The organism is Streptomyces naganishii JCM 4654, from assembly GCF_014650575.1.
Lineage (GTDB): Bacteria > Actinomycetota > Actinomycetes > Streptomycetales > Streptomycetaceae > Streptomyces > Streptomyces naganishii.
In genome coordinates this window covers 297,339-316,335 of sequence record NZ_BMVF01000007.1, presented here as the reverse complement: position 1 = coordinate 316,335, position 18,997 = coordinate 297,339, and the positions used below count along the sequence as shown (strand labels likewise).

Genomic DNA, 18,997 nt, shown 5'->3' with positions numbered 1-18,997 from the left:
CGGCGTTTCCGGCCGGTCCGGCCGGGTGTCCGTCGGGCCCGTCAGGTCGCCGGCCCGCGGTCGCCCGTGAGCCAGGCGCACAGGGACAGCGGGTCCGGGGCGGCCTCCCCGCGCTGGCGCAGTACGAGGGCCAGGGAGCGGACGAGTTCGGGGCGGTCGAGCAGGGGGCGGGCCGCCCGGTCGCCACGAGTGGTCCGCAGGGCTAGGGCGAGACCGGCCCATGCGGGGCGTGCGTCCGGGGCGCCGGCCAGGATCGCGCGGTAGGCGGCCAGCGCGCCCGCCGCGTCCCCGGCTACGAGCCGGAGGTCGGCGGCGAGCAGGTCCGGGCGGCGGCCGCCCAGGGCCGGGGCGTCGGCCGCCCCGCCCGGGGAGCCGCCCGTGGAGCCGGCTGTGGAGCGGGCCGGAAAGCCGTCCAGGGAGCCGTCGAGCAGCAGGGCGCGGCGCAGTTCGCCCCGGGGTTCGTGGGCGGGGACGTCGGCGAGGGGCCGCAGGCCGGCGTCGGGCAGGGCCCCCGCGGGGTCCGCCGCCCGAGCCGCCGTCTCCCCCTTCACCCAGCGGTCCGCGAGGGCGTGCAGGGCCTCCGGCTCGGGCAGCAGATGGTGCAGGCGCCACGTCACCCGAAGGTCCAGCGCCTCGCCCCGGGCCAGCGCGAGCGGCCGCTCGGGCACCGCCTCGGCCTCCAACGGGGCATGCCGGGCGGCGAGTTCGGCGACGAAGCGGCGGCCCCAGGACGTCAGGCGCGCCCTGGCCCCCGGCTCGGCCAGTGCGCGCAGCGCCTCGGTCACCGCGTCCCGCCACAGCGCGAACTCGAAGTGCGCGAGAGCGGCCCGGCCGCCGCGCAGCGCGTGCCGCTCCACCCGCCAGAAATCCGCCACGCCCGCGAAGGCGTACGCCCCGTGCAGAACGCCCTGGACCGGCCGGGGATCGGCACGCCAGGGCACGTAGAACAGCGGCTCGCCGGCGGGCTCGGCGGGGCCGACGAGGCGGACCTGGTGGCCGAGGCTGTTGAGGACGGAGTGCCGCGCCTCGTGCACGAGGGTCGCCGCGAACTCGATGGCGTCGTGCGGCAGGGAGGCGAGCGTGCTGCCGACGGCCTCGGTGTAGGAGGCGCTGGCGGGGTGGAAGCGGGGCGTGCGCGGCAGCGGCACCAGGGCCTTCAGGGTGGAGGACACCAGGCCCGCGGCCTCCGGGTGGCGCGCCGTCAGCAGGCGCCCGGTCCTGGCGAGCAGGCGGCGCCACTGGGCCTCCTCACCGGCGCCGATGGCGTCGCGGCGGGGGTGGAGGTCGCGGAAGTCCCGGTAGGGATCGGCGTCGTCGAGCGCGACCGAGTGCGCCTGCCCGCCCGGGTGCCACACGAGGGTGCGCACCGGGTGCCAGCCGGGCCCGGACCGCCGGGGGTCGCGCGGCAGGAACAGGGTGCGCGACCCGTACGTCAGCCGCGCACCGGCCGTCCCGGATACGGCGGTGTCGTCCCGTACGGCCGTGTCGCGCGCCGTCGTTTCGAGTACGGCCGTGCCGTCGTCGTCCGTGTGGGGGCCGGGGAACTCGGCGCGGCCCAGGGTGGGCAGGCTCACCGTGCCGGCCCGCACGGGCACGGGCACGCTCGCGCTGATCCCGGCGCGCAGGGCCGCGGCGGCGGCGAGGGAATGCAGGTATCCGGTGTCCTGCCACAGCGGGGGCTGAGCAGGGTCGGGCGGCCCGGGCGAACGCAGCCGCCCGAGCAGGTGCACGGCCCAGACGCCGACCGCCGGGTGGTCGATGATCTCCTGGACGGCCTCGGGGTGGGCCCGCTCGGCTCTGAGCAGCAGCTCGACGGCTCGCGCCGGCGGCGGCAGCGGGCCGGGGTCGGTCCCGGTGGCGGCGGCGACGACACCGCGGAACATGAGCATGCGGCGGGTGCGTTCGACGCCGAAGAGCCGGCGTGCCGTCCGGGGTGTCACCCGGCCGGCGGCCACCGCGTCGAGGTCGGTGACCGGTATGTGGTGCCGTGCGTCGCCCGTGAGCAGCCCTGATGTCGTCCCGGACATCGAGCGGGCCTCAGTCGTCGGACGCGTCGCACCGGGCGGAGGAGTACCGGCCCGCGTTCGGTCCGCCCGCGCTCTGGCCCACCGCTTCGCGGGTCAGCTCGCCGAGCAGGAGTTCCTCGGCCCGGGTTATCAGCGGGCCTGACAGCGCCATAGCCTCTCGAAGACCACAACCGCTCAGATCGACAAGACCGCTATCGATATCGGCCGTACTAGTCTTCACGTCAGGCTTCCCCCTGTCGGCTCCTGCTGGTGACCGGCGCGGCGCGGACGCACCTACCTCATAGTGACCCCCGAGCAGCCATGCCGAAAGAGCCCATGGCGGCCATCGCGGCTGGAATCTTTCGATCCGCGCACGCGGGGGGCCGCCCGGCCGGTCCCCGATCGCTACGGTGGTGGGGTTGTCGACGGCGGGGGTGGGCGGGGTGCTGGTCAGGTTCGACGTGGGTGACGGCGAGTCCGTGGTGGCGGAGCTGGAGCGGGCCGACGGCGGTGTGGTGGACGCGGCCTCGGCGTCCGACGTGGTCGCCAGGGCCACCGGTTCCTTCGCCGCGGCCCTGGAACAGGTGCGGGCCGCCGCGGCCCTGACGGTCCGCCGGATGCGGGACCTGCCCCAGCGTCCCGACGAGGTCACCGTCGAGTTCGGCGTCCAACTCGACGCCGAGGTGGGCGCGGTCCTGGCCCGGACCGCCGCCCAGGGCCACCTCCAGGTCCAGCTGACCTGGCGCAACGCCGGCCCGGACGCGGCTCCTTAGCGCGGACGGCGGAAAAGCGATGTTGGAAAAGGGTGATGCGGGGCGGGTCGCCGTGACCGGGGATCGGGGAGGCGTTGAACAGGTAGATCCGGCTCACGTCCTCCAGCTCGTCCGGGGTGACCTCCCACGGCGGCGTCTTCTGGTGGCGGGCGACGACACGGTCGTGCTGCGGGTCGCCGGGTCCGGCGGGGACGCGGGCAGGTACCGGGCTTCCCCGTGCCGGCGCTGCCAGCGCGACCACTGGAGGTCGACGAAGGCGTGGTGGAGCCAGAAGACCGGGTCGTTCACGGACCCGCCGCCGAGCATCGCTCCGCCGACCCAGCGGTGCACGCGGTTGTGGTTGCGCCAGGAGACGCTGCACCGACCGGTGCCCCACCCCTCCAGCTTGTTGCGGAAGCCCTTGGTGACGGTGGAGTCCCAGGGCGCGCTGTCGTAGGCGGGGTCCCTCAGGGCCCAGTTCAGCTCGCTCCTGGTGGGCAGCTCGATCAGGTCGCGGGCGCGGCCGAGGTCCCGGGTGAGGAACTTGCCGTCGGTTACACCGTCGTTGATGGTCCAGCGGGAGTGACCGGGGTGTCTAGGACCCGAGGCCCGCGGTGAGGACGGCGCCCGGCGTGGTGCTCAGTGCCGGGGTGAGGACGCCCAGTTCGGGCTGGTTCAGGTCCGGCAGGCCGGAGCCGCCGGCCTTCGGCTCGGCCGGCGGGGCGCCCACGGACAGGCCCGGGGAGAGGGCGCGCAGCTCGGAGGCGGGCGCGTCGACGGTCATGTGGTCGAGGCCGTGGCCGAGGACGGGCGCCGGCGGGGCGCCGGCGTCGAGGCCCGGCAGCCCGCCCTCGACCGGCAGTTGCGGCACCACGCGCTCCGGCAGGAGGCGTCCCTGGACGAAGCGCGGGCCCTCGGGGCCGCCCACCGTGGGCAGCGGGAGCTGGCCGCCGACCCTGGGCAGTTCCGTGCCGAGGGCGGTCTCCGCGCCGCCCAGCGGGACGGGGACGGGGACCGTGCCGACCGCCGCGGCGGGGGTGGCGGCGGCGCCCACGGCCGCCGCGACGCCCGCTACGACGGCGGCCAGGGTTCCTCGAGTGATCGACTTCATGTCAGCTGCGGTCCCTTCCGGGGTTCGGCGCTCTGGGGGCTTACGGGGCTCCGGCGTGTCGGCGCCCCGTACCGCCCAACGATCCTGGCTCGGGAACCAGCGCGGGATTCCCCCGAGTGCCGCAGTGGTACGACGATCCGGCCGGTGCGAGGGGCGCCCGGGTCAGCCGCCCAGCGGGATGCCGCCGAGCAGCGACTTGCTGGAGTTCAGGGTCTTGGTCGCGCCCTTCACGGTGTTGAGCACCGTGCCCTTCTTCTCGGAGTCCAGCGCGTGCGACTGGTGCTGCAGCGGCATGACGTCCAGGGGGCCCTTGGTGAGGGTGTTGACGGCGCCGTTGAGGCTGGTGGGCGTGGCGTCGGAGGCGTTGTAGGCGAACGCGGGCGCGGCGGCGCCGGCGAGGGCCAGGGACCCGGCGAGGACGGCGGCGGCCTTGAGGGACTTCATGGTGCTCCTTTCTCCGGCGACTCGGGGTCACCACGGCGATTGCGTCGCCGTGTCCAACGAGCCTCAGGCGGCCTGGAAACCCCGCCGCGACCGATTGCCGAGTCGTCATATGAGATCCGCCACCGCGGACCCGCCGGTGGTCCGCGGCCCGTGAGTTCCGCCGCCGGGCGAATCCGCGCGGGCGCACGCGGACGGCCGCCGCGCCGGCCCACGCGGGGGCGGTGCGGCGGCCGGCGGTTGGTACGCCCGCGTCAGGTCGCCGGGGTCGTCGACGTGGTGCTCGTCGTGGTGGTGGTCGTGGTCGCGGTCACCGTCGCCGCCGCGGCGGGCAGGGTGATGTCGGGGATCGTGACGTCGGGCACGGTGACGTCCGGCACCGTGATCTCGGGCACGGTGACGTCCGGGACCGTCAGGGCCGGAAGGGTCGAGGCGGTGGCGGTGGTGGCGGCCGTCGGGGTGGACAGGCCGTTGCCGGAGAGGGTCGCGGTGACCAGGCCGATCAGCTCGTTCACCAGGCCGGTGACCGCCGGGAGCACCTGGCTGACGTCACCGGAGGTGACCGTCTTCAGCAGGTTGTCGAGCGCCTTCTGCACGGCGGCCAGGGCGTCGGACGTGGGGTCGGCGGCGCGCTGCCCGACGGCTCGTGAGCCGGCCGCGTGCTTGGCGGGCGCGGGCAGCAGCACACCGCTCGCGGCGGGCGCCGGGGCCGGGGCGGCCGGCGAGGCGGACGCCGTCGGCTTGGCGGTGGCCGTGGGCGTGGCGGACGCCGTGGGTGCCGCCGGGGCCGTGGCCTCGCCGAGGGCGCGCTTCGCCGCGTCGCCGAGCCTCTTGGCGTCGGCGGCGGAGAGCTTGCCGTGGTCGGAGCGCAGTACGGCCGTCAGCAGGTCGGTGACCGGAGCGAGCCGGCCGTCGGGGTCGCGCAGGCTGTGGACCTGGGCGAGGAGCCGGTCCGCTCCGGGCAGGGGCGCTCGGGGTGACGCCGCATGGCTGTGCTCGCGGGCCGAGTCCGCCGCCATGGCGGCCGGACCGCTGACCCCGGCCAGGAAGGCGACGGTGAGTGCGCAGGACGCGATGCGCCGTGCGGACAGACCACGCATGGGGGTTCCTTTCGGTGAGCCTCGGATCCTGGACTCACCGTGGAAGCGCTTGCCGCCCCGTGCAACCGCGCGCAAGCCCGCGCTCGTCCGGCCGCCGGCACTCCCGCCGCGTCCTGCCTCAGTAAACGGTGGGTCAACTCCATTCGGGTGCGCGGCGACCGTTCGGGGGAAGGGCGTCGTCCGCGGTGACGGCGGCGGCCCGGGCACGCGCGAGCGGCCGCCCACCCACGGGGAACCGGGGCAGACGGCCGGCCGAAGGGAGGCGCGCCGACGTCAGCCGTTGACGCAGGCGTTGCCGAACGCCGGGTTCAGCAGGCCGATCACGTTGATGGTGTTGCCGCAGACGTTGACCGGAACGTGGACCGGAACCTGGATGACGTTGCCCGACGCCACGCCCGGCGAGTTGGCGGCGAGGCCGCTCGCGCCGCTGTCCGCGGAGGCGATGCCGGCACCGCCGGCGACAGCCACGGCGGCGACGGAGGACAGGACCAGGCCCTTGGCGATACGCGACATGGAGAGGTGCTCCTTGGGTTGACACAAAAACACCCGGGCGGGGTTGCCCGGCGCTGTGTCAACGCGTGACGCCCGCGTGAGTTGTGCCGCCGAACGGGTGATCTCGAAAGATGACCAGCTTCACCATTCCGACACACTTGTCGGGTTTGGAGTAATTAGCCCGCTTGATGACTAGAGTTGCGGACCCTGGCACCACCGCCCATCCGCCTCGAAAGGCCCGACGGTCATGCGCCATTCCCCGGGACCGCAGTTGCGCCGTGCGACGGTGGGCACCCGCGCGCGCGCCGCGCTCCGCCCGCCCTGCGGCTCCCCGGGCACCGCGGTCGCCACCCCGAACGGCGACTTCGCCATGACCCACGTCGACGTCGACGACGACCCCAGCACCCACGGCTCATCCCGCGCGGGACTGCGTCCGCCCCCGGACGCCCGCGCCGCGTACGAACACCCGTACTGGGACGGCAACCTGAGGGCGGGCGAGCAGAGGCCAGCCGCCGAGGACGCGCGCGTGCTGTTCGCCGAACCCGGGGGGCAGTACGAGGAGGTGCTCGCGGACACTGCCGCCGGCCACCGCGTGGCGCGGGGCGCCGACGCCCGCGAGGCCGCCTCGGCGGACGTCACCCGTCTGGTGCCCGCGAGCGAGGGCGGCCTCTGCGCCGTCGCCCGGGCCGACGCGGCCAAGGGCCGGACTGCGGGCGGCGCTTGGGGTGGCCGGACGCCGGCGGCGGCGCACGGGAGGGCGGCGTCCAGGAGGGCGGCGGAGCCGCTGCGGCGCGTCGCCCTTCGGGACGGCTTCAGCGTGCCGGACTCCCGCGCGGGACAGCGGGTCCGGCCGCGCGGCCCGGCCTTCCGCGCGGGCTCGGGCGGACGCGTGGGCCGGGTGGCGCACGACGGCGACCGGGGCGACAGGGGCGACAGGGGCGACTCCCTCACCGTGACGGCGGAACGCGCCGGCGCCTCCGGCCGCGGCCGTCCCTGGCGTGCGCGGCCCGCGCCCACCCGCACGTCCGCCCTCCTCATCGGTCCCGGCGACCCGGGCGACGGCGTCCTGAACTCCACGATCGCCGAGCCGGGTACGGCTCCCGCGGCGCGCGTCCCGGCGTGCGCGGGCACGCCCGGCCACGACTCCGACGGGTCCGGCCTGGGCCCGGCCCCGGCGTACAGCGGTGACCGGCCGGCCTTCCGCCCGGTCTCCCCGCCGGACACGCCCTGGGCCGGCGTCCCCTTCGCGGCCGTCGGCGCCGGGCGGTGAGGCGCGTCCCCCTCCTGGGCGGCTCCTGGGGGGTGCGCTCGGCTGCGGCCGGGGTCGCGGTGGGCGGGCTGGCCATGGTGGCGGTGCAGGTGCCGTCCCTCTGGGAGGAGTTGAGAACACGCGTCCCGGCTCGCGGCCGGAGGGCGAGGACCGGTCGCGCGGACCGCGCGACCGTGACAGGACCGGCGGCGGCCGGGTCCCCCGCCCGCCCGGTGGACTCGGCCCTGCTCGCCTCGGTGCTGCTGTTCGCGCTGTGCCGTCAGTCGCAGGTCCTCATCGAGCGCTTCCTCGCCTCCACGCTGCCCGCCGGGGCCATCTCGCACCTGAACTACGCGCAGAAGGTGGCCCAGATCCCGATGACCCTGTCGCTGATGCCCTGCCGCCGGTGGTGCCGGGTCGGCCGGGGTCGCCCACGCGGCGGGGCCCGACGCCAGGGCGGCGGACGCGGCGACCGCCGCCGCGACGACGGCCGGCCGCCGTCTTCCGCCGTGCTGTGCGACAGCCATCCCTGACCCTTTCCTCGCTCCACCCGGGCCCGTGCTCACCGCTGACCCATCGTCATCGCGGAACCACGATTTGACGGTCCCTCACCCGCAGGTCGGGCACAGCCGGGACCACCCCGCCACCGCCGCTGTGGCGTCCGAGTGCCCCGCTCCCCCGTGCGGGTGAGCCGATCCGAGAGAAGAGAACGATCCGTGCCGCTGCTCGACACCCGCGTCCCCGCCGTACTGCTGCGGATCGACCGCGACCCCTTCCACCACGGCACGCTGGGAGCCGTACGCTCACTCGGCAGAGCCGGTGTGGAGGTCCACGTCGTGGCCGATTCCACGGGCGGCCCGGTCCGCCGTTCGCGCTTCGTACGGCAGATGCATCCCCCGCCGCCGCCCGGCGCCTCCCCGGGCGAGATCTCGCGCGCGCTACTGCGCGTCGCCGGACGCCTCGGCCGTCCCGCGGTCCTCGTGCCGATGGACGACGCGAGCGCGGTCGCGGTGGACCGGCTGCGGGACGAGCTCACGCCCGCCTACCTGCTGCCCGCGACCCCGCGCGGGCTGCCCGAACGCGTCGCCGACAAGGCCGAACTCGTCACCGTGTGCGCCTCGGTGGACGTCCCGCACCCGGTGACGCTGGTCCCGGACAGCCCCGCGCAGGCCACGGGCGCGGCCTGGCGGCTGGGGCTGCCGATGGTGGCGAAATGGAGCAGGCCCTGGCTGCTTCCGGCCGGATCCGGGCTGCGCGGCACCGTGCTGGTGCGCTCCACCCGGCAGGCCGGGGAGCTGTACGCGCGCTCCGCCGAGGCGGGCAGCCGGCTGGTGCTCCAGGCGTATCTGCCGCCGGGCCCGCACCGCGACTGGTTCTTCCACGGATACGCCGACCGCTCGGGCGCCGTGCGCGCGGGCGGCCTGGGCAGCAAACAGCAGGCGTGGCCGCGCGGCGCCGGGCTGACCGCGGTGGGCTTCTGGAGCCCCAACCCGCAGGTGCGGGCGCTGGCCGAGCGGCTGATCGGTGAGCTGGGCTACCGCGGCATCCTCGACCTCGACTTCCGCCGCTGCGGCGCGACGGGCCGCTACCACCTGCTCGACTTCAATCCGCGCCCCGGCGCCCAGTTCCGGCTGTTCGCCGACAGCGCCGGCCTGGACGTCGTACGGGCCCTGCACCTGGACCTGACGGGCCGTCCGCTGCCGCACGGTCAGGCACTGGTAGGGCGGGAGTTCGTGGTGGAGAACTACGCGCCGCTCGCCGCGCTGCGGCCGGCGCCGGGCGGACGCGAGCTCGCCTGGCACGCCCGGGACGATCTCGCGCCGGGGCGCGCGATGTGGGCGCTGTGGATCCGCCATGCGGCCGGCCGGCTGCGCAGGCGGCTGGGCGGGACAGCCGCGGCACAGGCACCGGTGCGCGCGGGCCACGGACCGGCCGCTCCCCTGCCGACCGACGAGGAGAAAGCGAGCAGTTGCTGATGCGCGCCCTGCCGGCGGTGGACGCGGACCCCTGCGGCCTGTCCATCGCCTACGGCCTGTCCATCGCACCCACGCCGCAGCCGCGGGCTCGACCTGAGCGTCCTCGGCCGGCCGGCCCATGGCCTGCCGGCGGGGAGCGCATGCCCCGCGGGACGTTCCCCGAGCCGGAGCCGTGAGCGTCGAGACCGTCCGCGCTTCGCGCACCGTGCCGGCTGTGCGGCGGCGGCGCCGGTGCGTCGCGTGCGGCGCCACGTGCGTACGGGGCTCCCGCGGCGCCCGGCGCGGTTTCCGGTGCCGGTGTCCGGCAGCCGGGCGGACGACCGCGCCGCCCTCGACGGGCGGCTGAGCACGCGTCAGGGGCGGCCCGTGGAGGGACCGCCCCTGCGGCGCGGGCTAGCGGTGGGCGCCGCGGCGGTACAGGACCGTGCCGGCGGCGAGGAGCACGGCGCTGGCGGCGGAGGTCGCCAGCAGGGTCCCGCTGCCGGTCTCGGCCATCTGCGGCGGCTGTTGGACCGCGTGCGTGGGGGGCGCCGTGCGCCTGGTCAGCGGCGTCTCCACGTGCGTGGGAGGCGCCGTTTGCCTGGTCAGCGGCGTCTCCACGTGCGTGGGAGGCGCCGTTTGCCTGGTCAGCGGCGTCTCCACGCGGGTGAGCGGCGGCGTGGAGCAGTCGACGCCGTATCCGTGGTCGTTCTCCGAGCCGTAGCCCGGGCACTCGTCGGCGCCGGACGGCGGCTTGGAGCGGTGCTCGGTCTTCTTCTCCGAGACGTTGGAGCACTTGTTGCCGAAGGCCGGGTTGAGCGCCGCGGCCGCATCGACGGTGTTGCCGCAGACGTTGACGGGCACCTCGACGGGGGCCTGGACGCTGTTGCCGGAGAGCAGGCCGGGCGAGCCATTGGCGACGGCGTCCGCGTTCGAGTCGGCGAGGGCGGGGCTGCCGTACAGGGAAAGCGCGCTCGTCGCGGCGGCCGCCGCGAACACTCCCCTGGTCAGGGTCTGTCGCAATATCTTGTCTTCCTGCTCAAAGCCGCACATGGGCGCTTGAAGAACGTGGGGAAGTGGAAGGCCGGCCCGGGAACGAGGGATCGTCCTCCGAGGCCGGCCGGTCGCGGCCGGGGCGCCGGCGCGACTGAGGTGTCAGCCGTTGACGCAGGCGTTGCCGAACGCCGGGTTCAGCAGGGCGATGACGTCCACGGTGTTGCCGCACGCGTTGACGGGGATGTGCACAGGAACCTGGATGACGTTGCCGGAGAGCACGCCCGGCGAACCGACGGCCGCGCCCTCCGCGCCGGCGTCGGCAAAGGCGGGGGCGGCCATGCCCAGGGCCATGATGGCACCGGTGACGACAGCAGCGCTCTTCTTCATGAATGTTCCCTTCTGCGGGGCCATGCCCCGGTGACGGTCGAAAACCGAGTGAGCACGACGTGAGGGTCGCGGCACTGAACGAGGAATAGACGTAATGGGTAACCGCGGAACACCAGTTGCCGGACAATTCACTCGACTGCCCCGCGCGACCCTACGCTTCACCCTCGACTGGTCGGGGGAAAAGACTTCTTGGAAAAAGCCCAGGCAGGCCGCAGTCGGAGCAGCGGACGGCCCGAGCCCGGCCGGAACCGGCTCAGTGTCCCTCACCGTTGGCCGAGAGGACCGACAGGTTCTCCAGGACGTGCGACAGCGCGCCGTCGCGCTTGGCCTGGGTGGAGTTGTCCGAGCACTGCTGGTTCAGCTGGTCCGCCAGGGCGTTCACGTCCTGGACGTTGACGACCTGCAGGACACCGACGTTGGTGTCGTCCAGACCGAGGCACGGCTTGTTGAGAGTGCCCTGGACCAGCGAGAGCTGCGGGCTCATGTTGCCCTTCGTCGCCGAGTTGCCGAACGCCGAGATGGCGTCATTGCCGTTCGCGACGGTCGGGCCGTTGTCGTTCCCGATGGCAAGCGCCGCGGGAGCGGCCGCCACCGACATTCCGACGACAGAAGCGGCGGCCGCCGCGGCGACCATTGCCTTCTTGAGCACTGCGCGTTCCTTTCCTCGTAGCGACGCAGGTCCTACGGCCTCATCAACACGAGGTGCGGGGTTTGGTTGCGGGGGTTCACCCAGTTGGCCCGCACGGGCTCCCGAAGCGCCCGAAAATCACGGAGTCCAACAAACACACGAGCATTTCGCCTTCTCCACCGTGCGAGTGAAGGGGAGAAACCAGGCCGCGGTCGGACAGTTGACCAGAACGCTCCGGTGGACGGGGTTTCCTCAGAAAGGATCTGGCCAGTGATCAAGAAGATTGTTGCCACCGCGGCCATCGCCGCTTCCGCCATGGGCGCCACCGCTGCCGCGGCTCCGCAGGCGCTGGCGATCGGCAACGACAGCGGGCCGACCGCTGCCAACGGAAACGGTTCGTGGCAGAGCTTCGGCAACTCCACCACGTACGGGAACATGAGCCCGCAGATGGCGCTGATCCAGGGTTCCTTCAACAAGCCGTGCATCGCCGTCAGCGACCTGCCGGTGGGCGTGGGCCAGCTCGTGAACGTCCAGGACCTGAACGTCCTCTCGGACCAGATGAACCAGCAGTGCACCGAGAACTCCACGCAGGCCAAGCGCGACGGCGCCCTGGCGCACCTGCTGCAGGACGTGTCGATCCTGTCCCAGAACTCGGAGGCCGACCGTCACTGACCCGGCCGGGCGGTGGCGGACCGAGCGGGTCACCGGATGTCCGGGGGCCCGCTCAGCTGCTGTAGAGCTCCGCGATCTCACGCGCGTACGCCGCTGCCGCCGCGTGCCGCTTGACCTTCAGGGACGGGGTCAGCAGCCCGTTCTCCTCGGTGAACTCGCCCTCGACCAGGGCGAACGCACGGATGGACTCGGCGCGTGAGACGGCCCGGTTGGCGTGGTCCACGGCCTTTTGGACGTCGGCCCGCATGCGCGCGTCGCGGACCACCTCGGACATCGGCGTCCCGGCGGGCAGCCCGCGTACGGACAGCCAGTGCGCGACGGCCTCCGGGTCGAGGGTGATCAGCGCGGCGACGAACGGGCGGTTGTCGCCGACGACCAGGCACTGTCCGATCGGCGGCCGGCTGCGCAGCCGGTCCTCCAGGACGGCCGGGGAGACGTTCTTGCCGCCGGAGGTGACGATGATGTCCTTCTTGCGCCCGGTGATGGCGAGGTAGCCGTCCTCGTCCAGCGAACCGAGGTCGCCGGTGCTGAACCAGCCGTCGCGGAGCACCGCGCTCGTGGCCTCGGGGTTGTTCAGGTACGACCCGAAGACCACCTGGCCGCTGACCTGGACCTCGCCGTCGGCGGCGATGCGCACGGCCGTGCCGGGCACCGGGAGGCCGACCGTGCCGGGGCGCGGGGCGAGCGGCGGGACGATGGTGGCGGCGGCGGTCGTCTCGGTCAGACCGTAGCCCTCGTAGACCATGATCCCGGCGGCCAGGAAGAAGAGGTTGAGGTCGCGGTCGAGCGGGGAGCCGCCGCTGATGGCGTAACGCAGGCGGCCGCCGAGCTCCTTGCGGATGCGGCGGTAGACCAGCAGGTCGTACAGCGCCCAGGCCGCGTACAGGCCGGGTCCCGCGCCCTTGCCCTTGCCGGTGCCGGTGAACTTGTCGAGGTAGGCCCGGCCGAAGCGCACCGCGATCCGGTGGGCGCGGTCGAAGGAGGCGCCCCGGCCCATCCTCTCGGCGGTCGCACGCCCGGTGTCGTGGATCTTCTCGAACAGATACGGCACCCCGACCAGGAAGGTCGGCCGGAACTCCCTGAGCATCGGCCGCAGTTCGTCGGGCTTGATGCCCGGGCAGTGACCGAGTTCGATCCGCGCCATGAGGCAGGCGAGTTGCAGCGTGCGGCCGAGGATGTGGGCGAGCGGCAGGAAGAGCAGGGTGGAGGCGACCTGGCCGGTGACCGCCTTGAAGACGGGGTGCAGCAGCTCGACGGTGTTGGCGGCCTCGGCGTGCAGATTGGCGTGGGTGAGGACGCAGCCCTTGGGCCGGCCGGTGGTGCCGGAGGTGTAGCAGACGGTGGCGGCGGTGCCGGGCGTCAGGGCCGTACGGCGCTTGGTGACCTCCTCGTCGGAGACGCCCCGGCCGAGTGCGGTCAGCTCGGCGAGGGCGCCCGCGTCGAACTGCAGCAGGCGCGGCGGCCGTTCGTGGCCGGCTGTCCCGGTGGTGACCGTCGCCGCGTTCTCGGCGTTCTCGGTGACGACGAGGCGGGCGCCCGAGTCGCGGACGATCCACTCCACCTGCTCGGCGGACGAGGTGGCGTAGACCGGCACGCTCTGCCCGCCGGCCGCCCAGATCGCGAAGTCCAGGACCGTCCACTCGTAACGGGTGCGGGACATCACCGCGACCCGGCCGCCCGGTTCGAGACCGGACGCGATCAGTCCCTTGGCCACGTCGGTGACCTCGCGGGCGAAGTCGGCGGCGGTCACCGGCCGCCAGGCGCCGTTCACCCGGCGGCGCAGGGCCACGTCGCCGGGCGCCTCGGCGGCGTTGGTGAAGGGCAGGTCGGCCATGCTGCCGGCGGCGGGCGCGGTGGCCATCGGGGCGGTCCGCACCTCCCGGACCCGGCCGGTGGCGTCCCTGACCAGCTCGGTCTCGGTGCGGGCCGCCAGATCGGCGTGCCGACGTGCCCGTTTCAAGTCCCTGCGTACGCCCATGACGGCTCCCGGTCGCGGTGGGGCTGTGATCCTTCCGAACGTACTTACCGGGAAGTAAACTTACTCACGCGTAAGGAAAGGTCAATGGGCCGGCCACGACCGCGGCCCGGTCAGGACACGATGTCCTTGCGGGCGAACCCCCTGAAGGCCAGCGCGAACAGCACCAGCGCGTAGGTCACGGAGATCGCCGTGCCCTGGATCATCCCGGACCACTCGGGGTGCGGCTGCACGGCGTCGGCCCAGGCGAACTGCCAGTGCGCGGGCAGGAAGTCGCGCCAGTGACCGAGGGCGGTGACCGCGTCCAGCACGTTGCCCACGATGGTCAGCCCGACCGCGCCGCCGACCGCGCCGAGGGGCGCGTCCGTCTTGGTCGACAGCCAGAACGCCAGGGCGGCGGTGACCAGTTGGGAGACGAAGACGTAGGCCACGACCACCGCGAGGCGCTGGGTCGCGGTCGCCGTGTCCAGTGCGCCACCGGTGGGTATCCGCAGCGGACCCCAGCCGTAGACGGCGGTGCCCACGCCGAGCGCGACCACGGGCAGCAGCACCATCGCGGCCAGGCTCAGCCCGAGTCCGACCACCAGCTTGGACCACAGCAGCCGGGCCCGGGGCACGGGCGCGGCGAGCAGATAGCGCAGCGAGGACCAGCTCGCCTCCGAGGCGACCGTGTCCCCGCAGAACAGGGCGACGGGGACGACCAGCAGGAAGCCGGCCGACACGAACAGGTTGACCGCGGCGAAGTTGGCGCCGGAGGCGGTGGCGGTGTCCATCAGCGTCACCCGGCCGTTGCGGTCGCCCGGGCTGCCGCCGATCGCGAAGGCGACGGCGAGCACGAACGGCAGCGCGGCCAGGATGCCGCCCATGATCAGCGTGCGGCGCCGCTTCAGCTGGCGCACCAGCTCCACCCGCAGGGGCAGGGTGCTGCCCCTGCGGTATCCGGAGGCGGCCTGTGCGGACACGTCGTCCTCGGTGAGCGTGCTCATGCGGAACCTCCGATCAGGGTGAGGAAGGCGTCCTCCAGGCGGCGGTGCGGTCCGACGGAGGCGACCGGCACCTCCAGCCGCACCAGCTCGACGACCAGCGCCTCGGCACTGCCGCCGGACTCCAGCCGGACCAGGAGCCCGTCGTCGGTGCGCAGGGCGGAGGCCACGCCGGGCAGGGCGGCCACCTTCTCCACCACCGGCTCCTCGACGGGTGTCGCGGTGCCGACGAGCAGGGTGTCGCCGGAGCCGGTGATCTCGCCGACCGGCCCCGCCTGCACCAGCCGCCCCCGGTCCATGACGACCAGGTGCGTACAGGTCTGCTCGACCTCGGCCAGCAGGTGACTGGAGACGATCACCGTGCGGCCGGCTGCCGCGTACCTGATCATGACCTCGCGCATCTCGCGGATCTGGGGCGGGTCGAGGCCGTTGGTCGGCTCGTCGAGGATCAGCAGGTCGGGCAGGCCGAGCATGGCCTGGGCGATGGCCAGGCGCTGGCGCATGCCCTGGGAGTAGGTGCGCACCGCGCGGGCGAGCGCGTCGCCGAGGCCGGCGATCTCCAGCGCCTCGTCGAGGTGGGCGTCCTCGGCCGGGCGGCCGGTGGCCCGCCAGTACAGCTCGAGGTTCTCCCGGCCGGACAGGTGCGGCAGGAAGCCCGCGCCCTCGACGAAGGCGCCGACCCGGGAGAGCACCGGCGCACCGGGCCGGATCGCGTGGCCGAAGACGCGGATCTCGCCGCCGTCCGGCCGGATCAGGCCCATGAGCATGCGCAGGGTGGTGGTCTTTCCGGCGCCGTTGGGCCCGAGCAGGCCGAGCACCTGGCCCTGCTCCACCCGGAAGGACAGCTCCCGCACGGCGTACCGGTCGGCGGAGCGGGCGTACCGCTTGCTCAGGTCGGTGATCTGGAGGGGGACGCCGGCCAGTGCGGGGTCGGGGGCGGGGGCGGCGGTGCGGCGGCGGGAGGTCAGCAGCAGGGCGAGCGCGATCACGGCGCCGGCGGCCGGCAGCCACCACACCCACGCGGGCAGCGGGGTGGCCGCCGTGGTCACGCCGGGCGCGGTCGGCACCCTCAGGTCGCTCCTGAGGGACACGGTGTACGTCGCCGGGGCGGCCGGGGAGGCGTAGCCGAGGTCGGTGGAGGCGAGGACCAGGCGGAGCCGGTGGCCCTTCTGCACCTCGTGGTCGACGGCCGGGAGGGTCAGGGTGACGTCCTTGCCCGCCTTGGCACCCTGGACCCGGACGGGGGTGACCAGCTGGGAGGGCAGCACGGGGCGGGTGCCGCCGGGCCCGACGTCGTAGACCTTGGCGAAGAGCACCGCGTCGTCGGCGGTCGACGTCACATGGACGGTCACCGTGGGCGATCCGGTGACGCGCAGGTCGCCGGTGAGGGGGGCGGAGTCGAAGTGGGCGTACTGCCCGGGGAAGTCCAGGGAGACGCCGACGCCGAGCGCGGAGAGCTGGGCGAGGCCGCCGCCCGCGCCGCCGAGGCCGGGCAGGGAGGACACGGCCGGCGGGTTCCCGCCCGGCGGGTTCTCGAAGCGCTGGGGGCCGCCGCGCAGCGGGAACGAGCGCCGGCCGCTCTCGAGACCGGGGTAGGCGTTCGCGCTCGCGCCGCGCAGCAGGGCGGCGCCGTCGGTGGAGTCGACGCCTCCGGTGCGGGTGACGCGGAAGGCTGGGCCGGTGGCCGCGTGGGTGTCGCCCTTGAGGTAGCGGTCGAACCAGGCCCGCACGCGCGCCTGGACCCGGGCGCTCTCCATGTCCCCGCCGTCGTGGCCGCCCGCGATCCAGTCCACGTCCACGGGGGCGCCGCCCGCGCGGATGGCCCGCTCGGCGGCGTCGGCCTGGCCGAGCGGGAAGAGGGAGTCGGTCTGGCCCTGCACCAGCAGGGTCGGCACCTTGATGCGCCCGGCGACGGCGGACGGCGAGCGCGCTTCGAGGAGCGCGCGTGCCCGCGCGTCGGGCCTGCCGGACTCGGCGACCCGCTGGTACATCCGGCACAGCTCGGGTTCGAACTTCGCGCAGCCGCCGCCGGAGTTGAAGAAGACGCCCGCCCAGAGCTTCTTGAACACGCCGTTCGGGAAGAGGGCGTCCGCGAGGTTCCAGTAGGTGATCGCCGGGGCGATGGCGTCCACCCGGTGGTCGTACCCGGCGGCGAGCAGGGAGACCGCTCCGCCGTAGGAGGCGCCGGCGACGCCCACGCGCGGGTCTCCGGGCCGGTCGAGGCGGACCTGGGGCTGCCGGGCCAGCCAGTCGATCAGCTTGGAGACGTCGGCGACCTCGGCCTTGGGGTCGTTGAGCCCGATCCGGCCGGTGGACCTGCCGAAGCCGCGCGCGGACCAGGTCAGCACCGCGTAGCCGTCGCGGGCGAGGTCCTCGGCCTGTTGCCGTACGTCGTCCTTGCTGCCGCCGAAGCCGTGCCCCAGCAGGATCGCGGGGTGGCGGCCCGCGTCCGCGGGGGTGAAGTACGAGGTGTCGATGCGGACCCCGTCGGCCGTGCCGACGACCCGGTCGGCGCGGTGCACCCGGGGCGGGTCGCCGCCGGCGGCCGCCGTCCAGGTGCCCGCGCCGGCGAGCAGGACGGCGGCGGCCCCGGCGGCCCACCACCGCCGGGGCCCCCGAAGCAGCCCGCGCAGTCCGGGCAGTCGAAGATCCATGCCCTCCACGGTACGGGCCGCCGCCGACATCCGGTGCGGCCTGTGGACGGAACCCCGCCCCCTCCCCCGGGAGTACGGCGCCGCCCCGCCGTACCGCGGACGCGGTACAACGGGGCGGCGGGGCGACGCTCGGAGCCCGGGCGGGGCTCAGACCTGGGCGTCCTCCGGGATCGACACCAGCCAGCGGGTGTCGCGGCGGGGGCGGAGGTAGAAGGCCCAGTAGAGGGTGGCTACCGCGGTGATGCCGCCGGTCCACAGCAGGTAGGTGACCTCCTGCTGGCTGAGGATGTACGCCAGCACCACGATCAGCAGGATCGGCATGGCCGGCCACAGCGGCATGCGCCAGGCGGGCGTGTGCTTGTGGTGGCCGCGCCGGGCCAGCAGCGCGGCGATCGCGACGAGCAGGTACATGCCGGTCACGGAGACGCCGGTGACGCCGTAGAGGGTGTCGAGGTTGACGAAGCAGAGCAGCGCGCCGGGCACGCCCACCGCGAGGGTGGCGACCCAGGGGGAGCCGAAGCGGCCGAGCTTGGAGAAGACGTTGTTGACGGGCTCGGGCCAGGCCTTGTCGCGGGCGGAGGCGAACAGCACGCGGGAGTTCTGGATGACCATGACGATGCCCGCGTTGATGATGGCGAGGGCCACGCAGAGGCTGACGAAGGTGCCGACGGCGGAGTTGGACCAGGCGGTCACCATGGCGCTCAGGTCGCCGCTGGTCAGTTCCTTGATGTCGGAGGCGCCCATGGTGATGGCGGCGACCGGCACGATGATGATCACGGAGGAGATGGCGAGGGTGGCCAGGACCGTGCGGGCGACGTTGCGGCGCGGGTGCTCCAGCTCCTCGGAGAGGTAGACGGCCGTCGAGAAGCCCTGGGTGGCGAAGAGGGCGATGGCGAGCCCGGAGATGACGAGCATCCCGGTGACGGCGTCGGTGTGGCCGTTGGGGCCGGCGACCTGCATGGAGACCAGGCTGTCGACGCCCCGGTGGCTGTGCGCGAAGCCGAGCATGGCCACCACGCCGGCCGCGATGACCTCCAGCACCAGGAAGATGCCGGTGATCCAGGCGTTGGCCCGCAGGTCGAGCAGGCCGGCGAGGGTGGCGAGCAGCATGACGCCGGCGCCCGTCATCGCCGGGTCGAGGTGCGCGATCGGCGCCAGGTAGTCGGCGGTGCCCATCGCGATCACCGGCGGCACGATCATGACCACCAGCAGGGACAGCACGAAGACCAGCCAGCCGGCCAGCCGTCCGGCCATCGTGGACACCATGGCGTACTCGCCGCCCGCGCTCGGGATGAGGGTGCCGAGCTCGGAGTAGCAGAACGCCACGGCGATACAGAGGAGGGAGCCGATGGCGATGGTGAGGGCGGTGGCGGTGCCGAGCGAGCCGAACAGGTCGGGCACGACCACGAAGAGCGTGGAGGCGGGCGTCACGCACGAGAGGGTCAGGAGTGTGCCACCGACCACCCCGATGGAACGCTTGAGCGTCTTGGGGCTGTCCGTCGCCTGTGCGGGGGCACCGAGGTCCCCTGAGGCGGCTTGGTCGACAGGGCGGAGCGTGTCGGTCATGCGGCGGTTCCGATCGACTCGTGCAATAGG

Annotated in this window: 17 protein-coding genes and 2 pseudogenes; 5 read left to right on the top strand and 14 right to left on the bottom strand. The window is 74.2% G+C overall.

Features of this window, described 5'->3' with window-relative positions; genetic code table 11:
* Positions 1–41: 41 nt before the first annotated feature.
* A complete protein-coding gene (locus tag IE217_RS15645) occupies positions 42–2,027 on the bottom strand; it encodes an HEXXH motif domain-containing protein (protein ID WP_190178456.1) in 1,986 nt (661 codons plus the stop codon).
* A 10-nt stretch (positions 2,028–2,037) separates the two neighbouring features.
* Complete coding sequence (locus IE217_RS15640; protein WP_190178455.1) at positions 2,038–2,178, bottom strand: hypothetical protein; 141 nt, start codon at positions 2,176–2,178, stop codon at positions 2,038–2,040.
* A 247-nt stretch (positions 2,179–2,425) separates the two neighbouring features.
* Here IE217_RS15640 and IE217_RS34705 point away from each other — a divergent pair, with 247 nt between their 5' ends.
* Positions 2,426–2,779 carry a CU044_2847 family protein gene (locus IE217_RS34705; protein ID WP_229865317.1) on the top strand — a complete coding sequence of 118 codons (354 nt, stop codon included), beginning with the start codon at positions 2,426–2,428 and terminating at the stop codon, positions 2,777–2,779.
* 76 nt (positions 2,780–2,855) lie between these two features.
* On the opposite strand, the pseudogene IE217_RS15635 reads toward IE217_RS34705, so the two are convergent.
* The 5 genes and pseudogenes from IE217_RS15635 to IE217_RS15615 form a co-directional block, all read right to left on the bottom strand.
* A pseudogene (locus IE217_RS15635) lies at positions 2,856–3,334 on the bottom strand (tyrosinase family protein); the annotation flags it as partial.
* Between the two features lie 19 nt (positions 3,335–3,353).
* On the bottom strand, positions 3,354–3,869 hold the full coding sequence (locus tag IE217_RS15630; protein ID WP_190178454.1) for a hypothetical protein: 516 nt from the start codon (positions 3,867–3,869) through the stop codon (positions 3,354–3,356).
* Between the two features lie 162 nt (positions 3,870–4,031).
* The gene (locus tag IE217_RS15625) at positions 4,032–4,313 is read right to left on the bottom strand and encodes a hypothetical protein (protein ID WP_190178453.1); all 282 of its coding nucleotides are present in this window, start codon (positions 4,311–4,313) and stop codon (positions 4,032–4,034) included.
* 251 nt (positions 4,314–4,564) lie between these two features.
* Complete coding sequence (locus IE217_RS15620; protein ID WP_190178452.1) at positions 4,565–5,410, bottom strand: hypothetical protein; 846 nt, start codon at positions 5,408–5,410, stop codon at positions 4,565–4,567.
* Positions 5,411–5,683: 273 nt separating this feature from the next.
* Positions 5,684–5,923, bottom strand: coding sequence for a chaplin (locus IE217_RS15615; protein WP_190178451.1), 240 nt, complete (start codon positions 5,921–5,923; stop codon positions 5,684–5,686).
* Between the two features lie 226 nt (positions 5,924–6,149).
* Here IE217_RS15615 and IE217_RS15610 point away from each other — a divergent pair, with 226 nt between their 5' ends.
* The 3 genes and pseudogenes from IE217_RS15610 (at position 6,150) to IE217_RS15600 (ending at position 9,127) form a co-directional block, all read left to right on the top strand.
* Complete coding sequence (locus IE217_RS15610) at positions 6,150–7,172, top strand: serine/threonine-protein kinase (protein WP_190178450.1); 1,023 nt, start codon at positions 6,150–6,152, stop codon at positions 7,170–7,172.
* 11 nt (positions 7,173–7,183) lie between these two features.
* Positions 7,184–7,552 (top strand): annotated as a pseudogene (locus IE217_RS15605) (murein biosynthesis protein MurJ); the annotation flags it as partial.
* Positions 7,553–7,867: 315 nt separating this feature from the next.
* Positions 7,868–9,127 carry a carboxylate--amine ligase gene (locus IE217_RS15600; protein ID WP_229865316.1) on the top strand — a complete coding sequence of 420 codons (1,260 nt, stop codon included), beginning with the start codon at positions 7,868–7,870 and terminating at the stop codon, positions 9,125–9,127.
* Positions 9,128–9,520: 393 nt separating this feature from the next.
* Here IE217_RS15600 and IE217_RS15595 read toward each other — a convergent pair whose 3' ends face one another.
* The 3 genes from IE217_RS15595 to IE217_RS15585 all read right to left on the bottom strand — a co-directional run bounded on the left by IE217_RS15595 (position 9,521) and on the right by IE217_RS15585 (position 11,138).
* Complete coding sequence (locus tag IE217_RS15595; protein WP_229865315.1) at positions 9,521–10,129, bottom strand: chaplin; 609 nt, start codon at positions 10,127–10,129, stop codon at positions 9,521–9,523.
* Positions 10,130–10,261: 132 nt separating this feature from the next.
* Positions 10,262–10,489, bottom strand: coding sequence for a chaplin ChpD (gene chpD / locus IE217_RS15590; RefSeq protein WP_190178449.1), 228 nt, complete (start codon positions 10,487–10,489; stop codon positions 10,262–10,264).
* A gap of 253 nt (positions 10,490–10,742) precedes the next feature.
* On the bottom strand, positions 10,743–11,138 hold the full coding sequence (locus IE217_RS15585) for a rodlin (RefSeq protein ID WP_190178448.1): 396 nt from the start codon (positions 11,136–11,138) through the stop codon (positions 10,743–10,745).
* A gap of 249 nt (positions 11,139–11,387) precedes the next feature.
* Between IE217_RS15585 and IE217_RS15580 the strand changes: the two genes are divergently transcribed.
* Positions 11,388–11,789: a rodlin gene (locus IE217_RS15580; RefSeq protein ID WP_190178447.1), complete on the top strand. Its 402-nt coding sequence runs from the start codon at positions 11,388–11,390 to the stop codon at positions 11,787–11,789.
* A 52-nt stretch (positions 11,790–11,841) separates the two neighbouring features.
* On the opposite strand, the gene IE217_RS15575 is transcribed toward IE217_RS15580, so the two are convergent.
* The 4 genes from IE217_RS15575 to IE217_RS15560 all read right to left on the bottom strand — a co-directional run bounded on the left by IE217_RS15575 (position 11,842) and on the right by IE217_RS15560 (position 18,967).
* Entirely contained in the window at positions 11,842–13,767 is a 1,926-nt protein-coding gene (locus tag IE217_RS15575) for an AMP-dependent synthetase/ligase (RefSeq protein WP_190178446.1), read from the bottom strand.
* A 110-nt stretch (positions 13,768–13,877) separates the two neighbouring features.
* Positions 13,878–14,750 carry an ABC transporter permease gene (locus tag IE217_RS15570; RefSeq protein ID WP_190178445.1) on the bottom strand — a complete coding sequence of 291 codons (873 nt, stop codon included), beginning with the start codon at positions 14,748–14,750 and terminating at the stop codon, positions 13,878–13,880.
* Complete coding sequence (locus IE217_RS15565; RefSeq protein WP_190178444.1) at positions 14,747–17,401, bottom strand: CocE/NonD family hydrolase; 2,655 nt, start codon at positions 17,399–17,401, stop codon at positions 14,747–14,749. The genes IE217_RS15570 and IE217_RS15565 overlap by 4 nt, the downstream gene beginning before the upstream one ends.
* A 147-nt stretch (positions 17,402–17,548) precedes the next feature.
* Entirely contained in the window at positions 17,549–18,967 is a 1,419-nt protein-coding gene (locus tag IE217_RS15560; protein ID WP_190178443.1) for an APC family permease, read from the bottom strand.
* Positions 18,968–18,997 lie beyond the last annotated feature (30 nt).